The organism is Actinoplanes sp. NPDC051388 (assembly GCF_055586225.1).
Genome location: NZ_JBVJIP010000005.1, coordinates 220,797 through 236,628 on the forward strand (window position 1 = coordinate 220,797; position 15,832 = coordinate 236,628).

A 15,832-nucleotide genomic window follows, 5' to 3' on the forward strand; every position below is an offset into this window, starting at 1 on the left:
CGGTTTCCACCGATGTGAGCGAGGAGACTCCGGATGACCGAGGCCCGGCCGCTGCGCGCGGATGCGCGGCGCAACCGTGACCGGCTGCTCGAGGTGGCCGTGGCGGCCTTCGCGCGGGACGGGGCCGAGGCGTCGCTGGAGGGCATCGCCAAGGAGGCGGGGGTCGGCATCGGCACGCTCTATCGCCACTTCCCCACCCGGGGCGAGCTGGTCGAGGCCGCGTACCGGAATGAACTTGATCGGTTGTGCTCGTCGGCCGCGGAACTGCTGGCCGAGGCGCCGCCCGCTGTCGCCCTGCGGGCGTGGATGGACCGTTTCGTCGACTACCTGAGCACCAAGCACGGCATGGCGGACGCGCTGCGGGCGCTGATCGCGTCCGGCGGCAACCCCTATGCGCACAGCCGCGAGCGGTTGCTCGACACGATGACCGCGCTGCTCACGGCGGGGGCGGCGGCCGGCACCATCCGCGGCGACGTGCTCCCGGAGGACGCCCTGGTCAGCCTCAGTGGCGTGACCCTCGCGGCGCGACCGGGCCAGGCCGGCCGGCTGCTCGACCTGCTGATGGACGGGCTGCGCTCCCGGTAACCCACAGAACAGCACGAACCGCCCGGCAGGCCCGCCGGGCGGTTCGTGAGCAATGAGTAACCCTCTACTTGAGCTTGAGGCTCACGTTGAAGATCGGGTCCGCGGCCAGCTTCTTGAACGCGGCCAGGCCGGTCTTGGTGCTGGTGATGCTGATGTCGCGGTCGCCCTCGTCGTCGTGCTCGGTGTCGAAGTGCACGATCGCCTTGATCTGCGAGCGCTTGCCGAGCTCCGGGCGGACGCTGTTGTAGGCCGGGGCCTTGTCGGCCGGCTTGCCGATCCGGTGGTAGGCGCCCCACTCGGCGATCATCAGCGGCTTCGAGGCGTGCTTGGTGGTCGCCCACTCGTAGAAGCCCGGGCCGGTGTTGCCCTTGCGGTCCAGCAGGTCGGCGAACAGGCCGTGGTGGTAGTAGCCCTTCTCGGCGCTCACGTAGGAGTCCAGGCCCATCCAGTCCACCACGTCGTCGCCCGGGTAGATGTCCTTCCACCAGGACTGCGACATCCACTTCTCGTTGCCCATGTAGGCCATCACGTTGATCGCGTTGGTCACGCCCTTGGCGCGCAGGCGCAGGATGGTGTGCCGGTACATCGCCGCGAAGTCCTTGGCCTCCCAGCCGGAGCCGGCCTTGGCGATCACGTCGTTCTCCGGCTCGTGGTTCAGAGCCAGGAAGAACTTCTCCGGGTACGAGGACTTGACCCGCGCCGCGAACGCGTCGATGCGCTTGTCCTGCTCGCCCTTGGCGACCTTGGCCCAGGTCGAGCCGTAGGCGATCTTCCAGTTCAGCAGCAGCACGCGCGGCTTCGCCGCATCGCGCGTCATGGCCATCTCGGCCTTGGTCGGGAACGGCTCGTCACCCTTGTGGTACGTGTGGAAGATGGTGGCCGTGCGGCCGCTGGTCTTCTCCCAGTCCTTCAGCGCCTCATCCCGCGGGGCGCTGGTGAATCCGCCGGCCGCGCCGCCCCAGAGGACGCCGCAGGACGGGACGAGCTTGGCGTCGGTGACGCAGTCCTTGCCGGGCTTGGTCGGCGGGATCGTGGGCTCCGGGGTCGGCTCGACCGTCGGCTCCTGCGTCGGCTCCTGCGTCGGCTCCTGGGTGGGCTGCTGCGTCGGCGTCTGGGTCGGCTCCTGGGTCGGCTCCTGGGTCGGCACCTCGACCGGCGGCTGCGTCGGCTGCTCGGCCACGGCGGTCGTCACGGTCAGGACCGGCGCGCCTGACTTTGCCTCCGACGAGCGGAAACGCGAGGCGTTACCGGACGACTTCACCGCGAACGAGTACGTGCCCGGGCCGGTGATCTCGGCGCCCAGGTCGAACGACACCGCGGCGTCGGTGGACTTCGGCGCGGCCGACGCGACGGTCAGGCCCAGCGCCGGCGCGATCGCCGAGCTCAGCTTGCCCTCGGTCCAGGCGTTGCTCAGCACCCGCTGCACGCTGACCTTGCCGGTCACGTCGCCGACCGTGGTCAGCTTGAGGCGGGCGCCGGTCACCGAGGCGCCGGCCGGCACCACGAACTTCAGGAACGAAGTCTTCACGTCGGCGCCCAGACGGCCGATCACCAGCTTGTCCTCGGCGCCGAACGTGGCGTCCTTGCGGCTGCTCGACGTGTAGGTGTCATCGCTCGCCTTGACGGTGAGGTCCGTGGTCACCGCGGCGCCGGCCCCCACCGGCGCGCTGACCACGGATCCGGCACCGGCCACGACGGCCGCCAGGACGGACACGGACTTTCGAAGCTGCAAGCGCACGATTCTGGATCCCCCCGTTGTCCGGCCGTGTGTTCGGCCGGGCATGCAGAGAAGATTCCGGGGTGCGCGGTGCACCTCCAGTGCCCGTCGAGGTGCCTCCCGGTTGCGGACCCCGGTGATCACTCAAGTGGGCTCGGCGTGGCATTCTTCGGGCATGAATCCGCTGGTGACCGATGTCCTGCGTGCCGCACCGGTGATCGACGGGCACAACGACCTGCCGATGCAGCTGCGAGCGCTGCGCGGCTATTCGGTGGCCGGGCTGGACCGGCCGCAGCCCGACTTCCACACCGACCTGCCGCGGTTGCGGGCCGGCGGGGTCGGCGCCCAGTTCTGGTCGGTCTACGTGCCCTCCGACCTGCCCGAGCCCGAGGCCGTGGTGGCGACCATGGAGCAGGTGGACGCGGTCTACCGGATGGCCGCGGCCTATCCGGCGGACCTGGTCATCGCGTGCACCGCGGGCGACGTGGAGCGGGCCTGGGCGGACGGGCGGATCGCGTCGCTGATCGGCATCGAGGGCGGGCACAGCCTGGCCACCTCGCTGGGCGTGCTGCGCTCGTTCGCTCGGCTCGGCGTCCGTTACGTCACGCTGACCCACAACAACAACACCTCGTGGGCCGACTCGGCGGCGGAGGAGCCCGCGGTCGGTGGCCTGAACGAGGCCGGGCGGGCGATCGTGCGGGAGATGCAGCGCATCGGGGTGCTGGTCGACCTGTCACACGTGGCGCCGGTGACGATGAACGCGGCGCTGGACGTGGCGGTCGCCCCGGTGATCTTCAGCCATTCGTCGGCCCGCGCGGTCACCGACCACCGGCGCAACGTGCCCGACGAGGTGCTGGCCCGGCTGAGCGACAACGGCGGGGTGGTGCAGCTGACCTTCGTGCCGTCCTTCGTGTCGTCCGAGATGCAGGCGTGGTCGGCGGCGATGAGCGCGGAGGCGTCGCGGTTGGGCGTACCGGATGGGCCGGAATCGTGGCCGGCGGCGCCGGCACCCGGCGTGCCACCCACCTCCTCCGCCCCTTCTCCAACGGAGAAGCCCGAGCTGGCCGCCTGGCTGGCCGCCAATCCGCGGCCGACCGCGACGCTCGCGCAGGTGGCCGACCACATCGAGCACGCCCGCGAGGTCGCCGGGGTGGACCATGTCGGGCTCGGCGGGGACTACGACGGGGTCGACGTGCTGCCGGCCGGGCTGGAGGACGTGTCCGGCTATCCGCGGCTGCTCTCCGAGCTGGCCGACCGCGGCTGGAGCGCCGCCGACCTGCAGAAACTCACCGGGCGGAACATGCTGCGAGTGCTGCGCGAGACGGAGGAGCTGGCCGAGGAACCCCTCTGGCCGCCCTCCCCCGCTCGCTGAGCGCTGGTCTAGGCGCCGGACCGGCTGGCGATCGCCTGCAGGAAGATCTCGCCGATCTTGGCCGGGTCGGTGGCGATGAAGACGCCACCGTTGCCGGACGCCTTGGCGATCGTCTCGAGTTCCGTGCGGTCGACGCCGGTGCCGATCCCGATGATGATCATGCGAACCGGCCGCCGCGGGTCGCGCAGCTTGGTCATCTTGCTGACCAGCTCGTCGATGTCCTCCATGCCGCCGGGGTTGTCGTTCTTGCCGTCGGTGTAGATCACCACCGAGTTGCTCAGGCCGGCCTCCCACTCGTCCCGGGACGCCTGGTAGGCCGCCAGCGCGGTCTCGAACAGGCCGGTGTCGCCGCCGTCCTTGGGGATGATCCGGCCGATCGCCTCCCGCAACTGCCCGCGCCCGGTGGCCAGCGACGTGATCGGCACGTTCTCGATGTAGGCCTTCTTGCCGTCCATGTTCGTGGAGAAGGTCCAGTTGCCGACCGCCCAGCGGTCGTCGAGCAGCGCCAGGCCCTGCTCGGCCACCCCCTGGGTGACCTGCGCCCGGGTCATGCCACCGGCGGTCGGCACCTTCTCCTTCATCGAGCCGGACACGTCGAACACGGCCAGCATCCGGCCCGGCTGGGTGATCGCCGTCCAGCTGCCCAGCAGTTGCCCGATCGCGCCGGCCACGGCCTTCGCGTCCTTGGGCGCGGCGGCCGGCGCGACCGTCGCGGGCGCGCCGGACGGGCCGCTGAACCCCTGCCCGGCCCGGCCGTCCGGGGCACGCAGCCCGGCCTTGGCGAGCTCGTTGGTGAAGCCGCTGCCGCCGAGCGCCTGGTGCAGCGCGGCCGCGGCGGCCGACTTCACCGGTTCGACACCGGGCATCACCGCGAACGGGTAGTCCAGCGCGGGCGGGGCCGGCGACGGGTACAGCGCGGCGAGCTCGATCTGCGGCTTGCTCGCGTTGTAGGCGATCACGTCCTCCTCGGACAGCGGCGCCATGCCGATCGCGCTGCTCACGTCCTCGGGTGACCGGGGGAACTTCTGCATCATGTCGGCCCGGATGCTGGAGCTGTTCAGCGCGAACGCCCGCATCGCACCGACCTTGAGCTTGGCTCCGGTCGCGTCGGCGCCGGCCGCGCCACTGAGCGCGAGCAGCCCCGCCAGCCCCGCCGCGTCTCTCGCCGGGTTGACGATCCCCGGCCGCAGCGACTTGTCCGTGGCAACCTTCGCGACAAGATCCTTCAATCCCGGGGTACGCGCGGGCCAGCCCAGCGCCTTCGCGGTCGGGGACGGCACCGCGAGGACGACCGGCGATTCCGCGATCGAGCCGCCGTCGGCCGGCAGGAAGCCGGTGGCCTCGGAGGCGAGCCGCAGCAGCCAGGTCTTGGAGTCCGGAATCCACACGTCCGGCGTGGACGCGACGCCGGACTTGGCGCCGACGCCCAGCAGGCTGACGCCGTGCTCCCCGGCGATGGCGGCGGCCATGGCGGGCGGGTCGGCGACGTCCACCGCGACGGTGACGCAGGAGCCCTGCACCCGGGTGTCGTCGGCGGCGGCCCACTGACCGGCGGCGGCCCGCACGGCGGGTGCGATCTCGGCGGCCGCGGCCACCTTCAGGGCGACGGTGGAGGAGCAGTCCTTGCCGGACAGTTGCCGGTATCCGGCCCACGACCCGGCGACGACGACCAGAACAGCGGCCGCGGCGGCCACGACGAGAAGACCGGAGCGATGAAGTTGACGATGGCGGCCAGGCACCCGGACATCATGATCGGACGGTCCGCAAAGCACCACGGACGATCGGATGAACCCTCATGCCGACTGCATATTGTTACTCCCCTATCCCTTCGTTCCATCGCAAACCGCGGACGGCCGTTGTCGAACAACCGGTCGAACCCGTGCTCCGGCGCCGGGAGAAGGCCAGACCAACCGCATAACCATGCCCCACCAGCGGATCTCCGCGCGCTTCAGTCGTTGGGGGCCGACCACGTGCATTCACTCGGCGCCGAGCCCAGCCATCGCCCCGGCAGCCCACCCACGCCACCGGTCGGTCTCATCCGTTGTCCCAGCCCCAACCTTGATGGCGATCGTCTCCAGCCGACGCAGTCGGCCGGCACGAGGCACTCGTAGCCCGATTGGCCTCGCGGACCCTGGTGTGCACGCACACCTCGGTGGTGCCGTCCGGCCCAGCGATGGGCGCCTCCTCCGGCAGGGACCGGTCGGCCAGGGCCGCGCACGATCTGGGCACCGGCAGCGCCATCCCGACCGCGGCCCGGCCTGCACCATCGCCGAGCCCGCCCATGAGTACCGGTGGCCCTTGCCGATGCGACCACCTATGGCCCGCGGGCTTGCGCCGTGAGTCGGTCTCCGAAGCGGTCGGAGATTCCGACCTCCCAGCCCGACCTTGCGGCCGGCCGGCAGCCCATTGCACCGGCGATCCGCCGGTACTCGTGCCGGGGAGGCTCGCGATGTCAGGCGGTCTTGGGTGTGGTCGGTGAATCCGGCGGCACGGGTCGGTCTTGGTGGTCGGCCGTCGTGGGTGGGCCGTCGGCCGTCGCGAGTGAGGTCGGCGATGGTGGGTCGGTGAGCTGTTCGCGCATGTAGGACCAGATCACGGCGAGGATGGCGGCGACCGGCACGGCGAGGAGGCTGCCGACGATGCCGGCCAGGTTGCCGCCGAGCACGACGGCCAGCAGGACCACCGCGGCGTGCAAGCCCAGCCCGCGGCTCTGCACGATGGGCTGGAAGATGTTCCCTTCCAGCTGCTGCACCAGGATGATCACGCCGAGGATGATCAGCGCATCGGTGAGCCCGTTGGACACCAGCGCGATCAGCACGGCGACGAACCCGGCGAAGAGCGCACCCACGATCGGCACGAACGCCGACACGAAGGTCAGCACGGCCAGCGGCAGCACCAGCGGCACGCCGACGATCCACAGCCCGAGCCCGATGAACACCGCGTCGAGCAGCCCCACGAACGCCTGCGACCGGACGAACGCCCCGAGCGTGTCGAAACTGCGGCCGGCCACCACCGGCACGTGCACGGAGAGCCGGCCGGGAAGCTGCCGGGCGAGCCACGGCAGGAACTTCGGCCCGTCCTTGAGGAAGAAGAACATCAGCAGGATCGCGAGAACAGCGGTGACGACACCGTTGACCACGGTCCCGACCCCGGTGACCGCGGCCGTGGCGATGCTGCCCACACTCCCCTGGATCCGGGCGACCGCCGCATCGAGCGCCGAGCTGATCTGATCGTCACCGAAATTCAGCGGCGGCCCGGCGGCCCATTCCCGCACCTGCTGAATGCCGTTGGCCACCCCGGCGGACAGTTCACCCGACTGTGACGCCACCGGAACCGCGATCAACACCACGATCCCGGCGGCCACCAGCAGAAACACCACAGTCACGACGGACGCGGCGAGCGCCGGATGCCACCCGTGCCGCCGCAGAAACCGGGTGGCCGGCCAGGTCAGCGTCGTGAGCAACAGCGCCACGACGAGCGGCCACACCGCCGTCCACATCCGCCCGAGGATCCACAGCACCACCCCGGCGAAGAGCAGAACCAGCAACGCTTGCAACGAAAGAAAGGCCGACGTACGCAACGCGGACCGCGTCTTGGCGCCGTTCAGGCCGGTGGCAGACATGCCAGCACCATAGATCGCCATCTCCCCGAAGGAGGTGAAGCAACTCCGCGTCGCCCACCCATTTCCTCGAACAGACAGGGTGACGTCAGGCCCGCGCCACCGCCAAGGGCCGGGCAACGTCACCACCCGGGTCGCGGTCCCGATCCAGCGCGGAGGAACCGGCCGCGGTGGTCACGGCGTTCCGCGCGCGTGAAGTCGCTCGGTGCCTGCGGGTTGCCGCTCGCGGGACGACCGGCGGACGGCAGCCGGATCGGCGGCCGAGTGCCGTGGCTCAGGCGAGGCCGGCGTCGTGGACCAGCAGCGCGACCTGAACGCGGTTGTTCATGTCGAGCTTGGTGAGCAGACGCGACACGTGGGCCTTCACCGTGGGCACGCTCAGGTACAGCTCGGCGGAGATCTCCGCGTTGGACTTTCCGTGGCCCAGCGCGATCGCCACCTCCCGCTCGCGCTCGGAGAGCTCGTCGATCCGGCGCCGCGCGAGGTTGTGCGCGGCCGGCCCCGCGGAAGGCGAAGCGACATGCGCGATCAACTGCCGCGTGACCGTCGGCGACAGCGTCGCCTCCCCGGCCGCCACCCGCCGCACCGCATGGATGATCTCCTTGGGCGGCGTGTCCTTGAGCAAAAACCCACTGGCCCCGGCCTGCAACGCCCGCAACACATACTCATCGGTGTCGAACGTCGTCAACACGATCACTTCCGGCGCACCGGCCCGCCGCCGCAACGCTTCAGTAGCGGCCAGCCCGTCCACCCCCGGCATCCGAATATCCATCAGCACAACATCCGGCGCGTGCGCAGCCACCGCATCCGGCACATCCCGCCCGTCGGCCGCCTCGCCCACCACAGCAACGTCCGCAGACCCGGACAGAATCATCGTCAACCCGGCACGCACCAGCGCATCGTCATCGACGATCAACACCCGCACCGGCCCACGCCCGCCGTCCTCACCGGCCCCGCCGACATCAACCCCGTCCACATCAACCCCGTCCACATCAACCCCGTCCACATCAACCCCGCCCGCCGAAGGCCCGTCCGTCACAGCCCCGTCTGTTCCAGAGCCACCAAACCTCTGATCGGCAGCGCCTGTCTCACGCACGCCATCACCGGCCATGCCGAGCGATCGCATTCGGAACACCTCCGGCCGATCCCCCGGACGCGATGCGTCCGAGCCGCCTGCCGAAGTCGGCACCACCCAGCGAATCCCCGCCAGACCTGCTCGCCCCGCGCCTGCCCGGCCCGTCTCCGCCCGGCCCGCCGCTGCCCGGCCCGTCTCCGCCCGGCCCGCCGCTGCCCGGCCCGTCTCCGCCCAGCCCGCCTCCACCTGGCCCGGCGCTGTCCGGCCCGCCGCTGCCCGGCCCGTCTCCGCCCAGCCCGCCTCCACCTGGCCCGGCGCTGTCCGGCCCGTCTCCGCCCAGCCCGCCTCCACCTGGCCCGGCGCTGTCCGGCCCGCCGCTGCCCGGCCCGTCTCCGCCCAGCCCGCCCCCACCTGGCCCGGCGCTGTCCGGCCCGTCTCCGCCCAGCCTGCCCCCACCTGGCCCGCTGCTGCCCGGCCCGCAGCTGCCGGGCCCGCAGCTGTCCGGCCCGCTGCTGCCCGGCGCCCGCCTGCTCCTACCGTCTGGCGCCCGGCTGCGTTGGCCGTTGCGGGCATGGGTGAGCTGGCAGTGGTTGGTGTCGGCGGGGCCGTCATTGCGGCCATGGAAGCCAGGCGGTGAGGGTGAAGTCGCCGTCAGGGGCGCGGCCGTGGCTCAGGCGACCGCCGGCCAGGGTGGCTCGTTCGGCCAGGCCGACCAGGCCCGTGCCGGTGCCGGGGATGGCGGCCGCGTGGCCGGCCACCGGCCACGGGTTTCGGATCTCGACGCTCAGGCCGGAAGCGGGCGATCCGCCGATGGTGACCGTCACCGCCGTGCCGGGCGCGTGCTTGCGGGCGTTGGTCAGGCCCTCCTGAACGATCCGGTAGGCCGTGCGCCCGGTCAGCTCCGGAACCTCGGCGGTCGCCACCTCCAGCTCGAGCCGGACCCGCACACCCGCCGAGCGCGACTCGTCGGCCAGCGCCGACAGCTCGGCGATGGTGGGCTGCGGGCGCTCCGGATCGGTGCCGTCGGACGTGTCGGCCCGGAGCACCCCGATCACCTCGCGCAGGTCCTGCAACGCCTGGTGCGCGCTGGCGCGGATCACTCCGGCCGCGCCGGCGACCTCTTCCGACGGCGCGTCCGGACGGATCTCCAGAGCTCCCGCGTGCAGGCTGAGCAGTGAGATCCGGTGCGCCAGCACGTCGTGCATCTCGCGGGCGATCCGGGTGCGCTCCAGCGTGCGCGCCTGCGCCACCCGCAGCTGCTGCTCGCTCTCCGCCCGCTCGGCGCGGTCACGCAGCGAAACCACCAGCTGGCGTCGGGACCGCACCACCATCCCCCACAGCACGATGATCGCGATGAAGACCGCACTCCACGCCATCGACTCGAGATAGCCGGTGCCGGTCTCCTGCCGGATCGCGGTGAATGCCGTGCTCGACAGCAGATATCCCACCGCTACGACGGCCACGACCGTGAACCGGCGATGCACGGCGACCGAAAACAGAACGATCATGCCGGTGACGGAGCCGGCCACCGTGAACAGGCCGAGCACCATCGTGGCCACGGCCAGCGGCACCGGATGTCGCCGGCGCCACCCAAGCGCGATCGCCATGGCGGTGCCCACCGCGAAGTCGGCCCAGATCAGCCACGTCGGCGTGCTCGACCAGCCGGCCACGACCTTGGGGTCCTCGCTCAGCAGGTCGAAGGTGACCAGCACGGTGAAGCCGAACCCGAGCGCGAAACACAGCGTGTCGATCACCCAGTCACGGGTGGACCGCGGCACCGCGGCATGCTCGTCAGGGTCGGCGACCAGCACCGCGGGCAGCAGCCAGCGGTATTCCGTCGTGGTCAGCGTCCCCATGCCGGTCATCGTATGTGGGGCGCAGTGCGGGCCGATACCGACCAAAGTCGCTGCTCTCCATATACCAAGGTTCGCGGAACTCGACCGCTGACCGACGCGCCGGTCCACCCGTTCCCGACAGGCTTGTCGGCATGATCACGGTCGAACATCTGAGCAAACGGTATGGGGCACACCCCGCCGTTGACGACGTGTCTTTCACCTGCCTGCCGGGCACGGTGACCGGTTTCCTGGGACCCAACGGGGCCGGCAAGTCCACCACCATGCGCATGATCACGGGGCTGACCCCGCCCACGGCGGGTCACGCCACGGTCGACGGCGTGCCCTACAAGCGACTCGGCAATCCCGGGCGGCGGGTGGGCGTGCTGCTTGACGCCGCGGCGCAGCACTCGGGGCGCACGGGGCGTGAGGTGCTGACGCTGGCCGCGACGACGATGGGCATCGAGCGGCGCAGGGTCGACGAGAGCCTGGAGCGGGTCGGGCTCAACAAGACCGCCGCCAAGCGGCGGGTGAAGGCTTACTCACTGGGCATGCGGCAGCGGCTGGGGCTGGCCTATGCGATGCTCGGCGGCCCGCGCGTGCTGATCCTCGACGAGCCGGCGAACGGCCTGGATCCCGAGGGCATCTTCTGGATGCGGGGGCTGCTGCGCGATTTCGCGGACGCGGGCGGCACGGTGCTGCTCTCGTCGCACCTGTTGCGCGAGGTCGAGGCGGTGGCGGACCAGTTGGTCGTCATCGGCGGCGGCCGGGTCGTGGCACAGGGCGACAAAGCGGAGCTGCTTGCCGCTTCCGGCACGGTGGTGAAGGCGCTGGATCCCGGCGCACTCGACCTGGTGCTGCAGCGCGCGGGCCTGTCCGGCAAGCGAGCCACTGACGGCGGGGTGGTCGTGCAGGCCGACGCCGAGACGATCGGCCGGGCGGCGGCGGACGCCGGCCTGGTCCTGCTGGAGCTGCGACCGGCCGGCGGCGGCGGACTCGAGCAGATGTTCCTGACCCTCACCGCTGGTGATTCCGTGAAGGAGGCCGTCCGATGACCGCCGTCGACACCGCACAGCGGCAGGCCGGGCCGGCCGGCACCGCCGAGGAGTCCGCCGAGCGCACCCGAAAGATTCCGCTGCCCCGGTTGGTCGCCGTCGAGTTGCGCAAGCTCGCCGACACCCGCGCGGGTCTGTGGCTGTTGATCGTCATCGCCCTGGCGTCGCTCGCGACGGCGGCAATCCTGTTGTTCGCCGCACCGGGCGAGGAGCAGACGTTCGTCGGGTTCTTCACGTTCGCGCAGTTGCCGGCCGGCGTGTTGCTTCCGGTGCTGGGCATCCTGTCGATGACCGGCGAGTGGTCACAGCGGACCGCGCTGACCACGTTCACGCTGGTGCCCCAGCGCGGCCGGGTGATCGCCGCCAAGCTGATCTCCGCGGTGATCATCGCGGTGCTGGCGACCGCGGCGACCTTCGCCTTCGGGGCGCTGGCCAACCTCGTCGCACAGGCCGGCGACGGCGCGGGCACGTGGACCATCGGCTGGCGCCTGGTGCTGCAATGCTTGGCGTTGCAGGTGCTCTTCGTGCTGATGGGCTCGGCCTTCGGCGCCCTGTTGATGAACACGCCGCTGGCCATCGTGACCTTCTTCGCCCTGCCGATGGTCTGGACCATCCTCGGCGAGACGGTCCGATCGCTGCGCACTGCGGCCGGCTGGCTGGACATCAACCTGACCACCGCTCCCCTGACCGAAGCGGCCATGACTTCGGGTCAATGGGCCCGCGTCGGAGTGTCCGTCGCGGTCTGGGTGGCAGTCCCGCTGATCGCGGGCACGTTCCGCGTCCTGCGACGCGAAGTCTCGTAACGATCGGGGGTGCGCGGCCGGGAGCACTTCTCCCGGCCGCGCATGGGGCGGTCGGCCGCGCCGTCGGCCGAGGCTGGCCGCCCCGCGGACCGAACATGGCACCGCGGACCAACAGCGGCGGCAGCGCGGACCAACGTTGATGGGCTGCGCGGACTGATGGCGGCGGGCGGCGTGGCGGCAGTCGGCACGGCGGTCGGCGGCGGCAGTGAGCAGCAGCGGCGAGCCGCAGCGCGGCGACGGAGGGCGGCAGTCGGCACGGCGGTCGGCGGCGGCAGAAGTGGGCAGCCGTGGGCGGCGGCGGAGGGCGGCAGTGCGGCGGCGGCCGCTGTGGCCGCAGCGACGCGCGGCAGCGCGGCGCGGCGGCGGCCAGCGCGGCGGCGGCCAGCGCGGCGGCGGCCAGCGCGGCGGCGGCCAGCGCGGCGGCGGCCAGCGCGGCGGCGGCCAGCGCGGCGGCGGGCAGCGGGCGGCACGGCGGTCGGCAGCACCAGCACCAGCACCAGCAGTGGGCAGCGGCGAGCGCAGCACGGCGACTGCGGCAGGCCGCAGCACGGCAACGGCCGCTGTGGCCGCAGCGACGGGCGGCAGCGCGGCACGGCGGCGGCACGGCGGTCGGCGGCAGCAGCATTGAGCAGCAACGACGGACGCAGAGAGCGGCGACGGGGGACGATGGCAGCGCGGCGGGTGGCACGGCGGCCGGCGGCGCCAGCAGCGGGCAGCGGCGGGCCGCAGCGCGGCGGCGGGAGCTTATGCCGGTTATGGGTGCTATCTGCGGGTAGCGTCTTCAGGCATGCCACTCGGTTCCGCCAGCGCGTTTGCCTTGATTCTTCCGCTGTTCGCGGCATCGGGAACGGCCATCGCGCCGACGGCTACCGCTAAGGCAGGTGCGCGACCGCCGGCTGCCACGGCACAGACCACAAGCAGGCAGAGCGCCGACGCGGCACCGCCCCAGGCCGCAGCACGACTGGATGCCACAACCCGTGCCGCAGGCACCACGGCCAACGGGAACTTCGCTGCGCGAGGTACCGCCGCCACCCGCGATGCAGGCATCGGAAGCGACGCAAACGCGCAGGGCTCCGCCACCCGGCACGCTTCAGCCAGCGTGAACACCGGCGCGAGCGGCAGTGCGACCGGTCGGGTGACTGTGCTTGATGATGCGCGGGAGCTTTCCCGGCGTATCTATGCCGTGCCGGGTGGGCGGGCGCGCATCGCCGGGAGGAAGGTCCCGCCGGAGGACACGCCCGCGGTGGGGAGCAGCCGCGAGTGGCTCGGGCTCAATGATCTGCAAGGGCGGTTCTACCGGAAGGCCTACAAGCTGCGGGCCGTGGGCGAGCACATCGAGGTGTGGGTCGCCGACGATCTGGCCTTTCCCGCGGGCGACTGCCGCACCGACACCGTCACGGTGACCGACGCGCAGGTGACCAGCCTGGTCAAGGAATTCGACGGGACGATCTACCCGCGGGAGACCCGGGCCTTCAGCACGCCGCCCGGGCGCGACGGGACCGACCCGCTGCTGGACGGGAAGTTCACCGGCGGCGCCGACCGCACCGTCACCCTGATCGACAACATCCGTGACGACAACTACACCTCCTTCCCGGAGGCGTCCACCTACATCGCGGGGTTCTTCTCGGCGCAGCTCAACGATCTGGTCGACCGGAACGTCATGACGATCGACGCCTACGACTGGAAGCACCGGACCGGCGCCAATCCGCCGGACGACGCCAGCGATGATCTCTGCACCAGCCGGCCGGCCAAGCCGCGGATGTACGAGGCGACGTTCGCGCACGAGTGGCAGCACCTGCTGCAGTCGTACACCGATCCGGACGAGGAGACCTGGGTCAACGAGGGCCTGTCCGATTATGCGCAGAGCCTGACCGGCTATGTGGACACCCGGAGGTCGATCTACCGGCGCGGCGCGGACGGCCATCTGACCTGCTTCCAGGGCTTCGGCGTGGTGCGCACCGCGTTCAACACGACGCCGCGTGACTGTGGCGGACCGCAGAACTCGCTCAACCTCTGGGACGAGGGCAAACCCGCCGAGGTGCTCGCCGACTACGGCATCGCCTACCAGTTCATGCTCTACTTGCGCGACCGCTTCGGGCCCGGCGTCCTCTCGGCGATCCACCGCGACGGCAGCCGCCAGGGCCTCGGCGGCGTCGGCGCGGCACTGCCGACCGGCGTGTTCGACGTGCTGCACGACTTCCAGACCATGACGTTGGTCGACAAATACTCCATCGCCGGGGACCCGCGCTTCACGTCCCGTTCGCTGCGGTCGACGGTCAACCTCGACAACCCTTCCGCGTACGCCCGCCCGGGCGCCGCCCCCAACGGCGCCGACTACGTGCGCCTGCCCGTCCGAGGCCGTGACCTGCGCTCCGTACGCTTCACCGGCGCACCCACCCTGCCACCGCTCCCGATGCGGTGGACCCTGCGCGACGGCGCCCTCTTCTCCGGCGACGAATTCGACACCGACGCCTCGGCGGTGATCGAGGTGACCGTCCCGGCCAAGGACCCGCAGCTCCGGATCAGCACCAAGTACGGCGCCGAGACCGAATACGATTACGGCTATGTGACCGTGTCCACCGACGGCGGCAGGACCTACCGGGCGATCCAGGGCGACAACACCGTCGCCGGACCGCTGGGACCGGGCGTCACCGGGGACACCGGCGGCAAGTTCGTCCCGCACGCCTACGACCTTTCCGCGTACGCCGGGAAGAGGGTCTTGCTTGGTTTTCGCTATGTCAGTGACAGTGCCGTGAACGAGGGCGGCTGGTATGTCACCGGCATCGACGTCGGCGGTGTCACGGTGGCGTCGCGACCGGCGCTGTTCCGGTCCTACACGCAGGTCCGGCCGACCCCGGTGCACCATTGGGAGGTCAAGCTGATCGGCCTGGACGCGACGTCGTTCCGACAGGTGGCGCCGGCCGACTTCGCCAAGCTACGGCGGTACGACAAGGTGGTCGCGGTGATCGCCCACGACGACCCGACCGAGCAGGTCACGCAGTATGCCCCCTACACGCTCACGGTGAACGGCGTGCGGCAGACGGGCTAGGGAAGCAGGCCGTAGATCAGAGCGGGTGAGCCGGATCCGCCCCGGTTGATCGCGCCGCCGCACAGGATGTGGGCGCCGGTCGGCGGCAGCGCACCCAGGTTGGTCAGGCATTCCAGGCTGATCCGGTGCTCGCGATAGACCAGCTTGGACACCGGGAAGTCGTCGTCCACGCCGCGGTCGGGGCTGAAGGCGTCCGTGCCGGTGCCGCCGTTGCGACCCAGCCGGCCGGTCTCGATCAGCCACCGCACGGTGTCCGGCGCGAAGCCCGGGTGGTGCAGCGCTCCGGCCTCGTCCCGGCCGGCGAACGCCGGCGTGCCCCACCGCTCGGCCCAGCCGGTCCGGATGATCACCATGGCGTTGTCCGGGATGCGGCTGTGCCGCTCTTCCCAGCCGGTCAGTTCGTCGATCGTGACCGCGTGGTCCGGATCGGGCGCGCACCGGTCGCGGACGTCGACGCACACGGCCGGCAGGTGCAGATCGGCGGGCGACAACTCGTCGGCGAGCGGCTCCCCCGCGTTGAAGTGGCCCGGCGCTCCCCAGTGCGTGCCGGTGTGCTCGCCCTGGTGGACCGCCTGCAGGTGGTAGCCGTCCGCCGCGATCGTCGCCACCGTCGTCAGGCGGAACTCCGGATCGCCCGGGTAGACGCTGGTGGTCGCGGGGTCGTTGACGTGCGACAGGCTGATCAGCCGCATGCGCCGAGCCTAGCCCGCGTCGACGTTGACACT

At 71.4% G+C, this 15,832-nt stretch carries 11 protein-coding genes; 5 read left to right on the top strand and 6 right to left on the bottom strand.

The features are described 5' to 3' along the window. The first annotated feature begins 33 nt into the window (after positions 1–33). Positions 34–585, top strand: a complete 552-nt coding sequence (locus tag ACZ6TI_RS15280) for a TetR/AcrR family transcriptional regulator (RefSeq protein ID WP_465345657.1) — start codon at positions 34–36, stop codon at positions 583–585. Between the two features lie 64 nt (positions 586–649). Here the strand turns inward: ACZ6TI_RS15280 and ACZ6TI_RS15285 are convergent, their stop codons facing one another. Continuing rightward, positions 650–2,317 (bottom strand): CBM96 family carbohydrate-binding protein, encoded by a 1,668-nt coding sequence (locus ACZ6TI_RS15285; RefSeq protein WP_465345658.1) that lies wholly within the window; start codon positions 2,315–2,317, stop codon positions 650–652. A gap of 160 nt (positions 2,318–2,477) precedes the next feature. Between ACZ6TI_RS15285 and ACZ6TI_RS15290 the strand changes: the two genes are divergently transcribed. Continuing rightward, positions 2,478–3,674, top strand: a complete 1,197-nt coding sequence (locus ACZ6TI_RS15290; RefSeq protein WP_465345659.1) for a dipeptidase — start codon at positions 2,478–2,480, stop codon at positions 3,672–3,674. Between the two features lie 8 nt (positions 3,675–3,682). Here the strand turns inward: ACZ6TI_RS15290 and ACZ6TI_RS15295 are convergent, their stop codons facing one another. The 4 genes from ACZ6TI_RS15295 to ACZ6TI_RS15310 form a co-directional block, all read right to left on the bottom strand. Continuing rightward, a complete protein-coding gene (locus tag ACZ6TI_RS15295) occupies positions 3,683–5,413 on the bottom strand; it encodes a substrate-binding domain-containing protein (RefSeq protein WP_465345660.1) in 1,731 nt (576 codons plus the stop codon). A 713-nt stretch (positions 5,414–6,126) separates the two neighbouring features. Further along, positions 6,127–7,296 (bottom strand): AI-2E family transporter, encoded by a 1,170-nt coding sequence (locus ACZ6TI_RS15300; RefSeq protein ID WP_465345661.1) that lies wholly within the window; start codon positions 7,294–7,296, stop codon positions 6,127–6,129. A gap of 271 nt (positions 7,297–7,567) precedes the next feature. Next, complete coding sequence (locus ACZ6TI_RS15305) at positions 7,568–8,269, bottom strand: response regulator transcription factor (protein WP_465345908.1); 702 nt, start codon at positions 8,267–8,269, stop codon at positions 7,568–7,570. A gap of 707 nt (positions 8,270–8,976) precedes the next feature. Beyond that, on the bottom strand, positions 8,977–10,224 hold the full coding sequence (locus ACZ6TI_RS15310; RefSeq protein ID WP_465345662.1) for a sensor histidine kinase: 1,248 nt from the start codon (positions 10,222–10,224) through the stop codon (positions 8,977–8,979). A 131-nt stretch (positions 10,225–10,355) separates the two neighbouring features. Between ACZ6TI_RS15310 and ACZ6TI_RS15315 the strand changes: the two genes are divergently transcribed. From ACZ6TI_RS15315 to ACZ6TI_RS15325, 3 genes are all read left to right on the top strand, one after another. Continuing rightward, entirely contained in the window at positions 10,356–11,255 is a 900-nt protein-coding gene (locus tag ACZ6TI_RS15315) for an ABC transporter ATP-binding protein (protein ID WP_465345663.1), read from the top strand. After that, a complete protein-coding gene (locus ACZ6TI_RS15320; protein ID WP_465345664.1) occupies positions 11,252–12,058 on the top strand; it encodes an ABC transporter permease in 807 nt (268 codons plus the stop codon). The genes ACZ6TI_RS15315 and ACZ6TI_RS15320 overlap by 4 nt, the downstream gene beginning before the upstream one ends. A 1,135-nt stretch (positions 12,059–13,193) precedes the next feature. Further along, the gene (locus tag ACZ6TI_RS15325) at positions 13,194–15,107 is read left to right on the top strand and encodes a peptidase M6 immune inhibitor A (protein WP_465345665.1); all 1,914 of its coding nucleotides are present in this window, start codon (positions 13,194–13,196) and stop codon (positions 15,105–15,107) included. On the opposite strand, the gene ACZ6TI_RS15330 is transcribed toward ACZ6TI_RS15325, so the two are convergent. Further along, on the bottom strand, positions 15,104–15,799 hold the full coding sequence (locus ACZ6TI_RS15330) for a cyclase family protein (RefSeq protein WP_465345666.1): 696 nt from the start codon (positions 15,797–15,799) through the stop codon (positions 15,104–15,106). The two genes, ACZ6TI_RS15325 and ACZ6TI_RS15330, sit on opposite strands and share 4 nt — an antisense overlap. Between the last annotated feature and the right edge of the window lie 33 nt (positions 15,800–15,832).

Bases quoted from the DNA above. Each gene is read 5' to 3' on its own strand.
- ACZ6TI_RS15280 (WP_465345657.1), top strand. From the start codon at position 34: ATGACCGAGGCCCGGCCGCTGCGCGCGGATGCGCGGCGCAACCGTGAC.
- ACZ6TI_RS15290 (WP_465345659.1), top strand. From the start codon at position 2,478: ATGAATCCGCTGGTGACCGATGTCCTGCGTGCCGCACCGGTGATCGAC.
- ACZ6TI_RS15300 (WP_465345661.1), bottom strand. From the start codon at position 7,296: ATGTCTGCCACCGGCCTGAACGGCGCCAAGACGCGGTCCGCGTTGCGT.
- ACZ6TI_RS15310 (WP_465345662.1), bottom strand. From the start codon at position 10,224: ATGGGGACGCTGACCACGACGGAATACCGCTGGCTGCTGCCCGCGGTG.
- ACZ6TI_RS15315 (WP_465345663.1), top strand. From the start codon at position 10,356: ATGATCACGGTCGAACATCTGAGCAAACGGTATGGGGCACACCCCGCC.
- ACZ6TI_RS15320 (WP_465345664.1), top strand. From the start codon at position 11,252: ATGACCGCCGTCGACACCGCACAGCGGCAGGCCGGGCCGGCCGGCACC.
- ACZ6TI_RS15330 (WP_465345666.1), bottom strand. From the start codon at position 15,799: ATGCGGCTGATCAGCCTGTCGCACGTCAACGACCCCGCGACCACCAGC.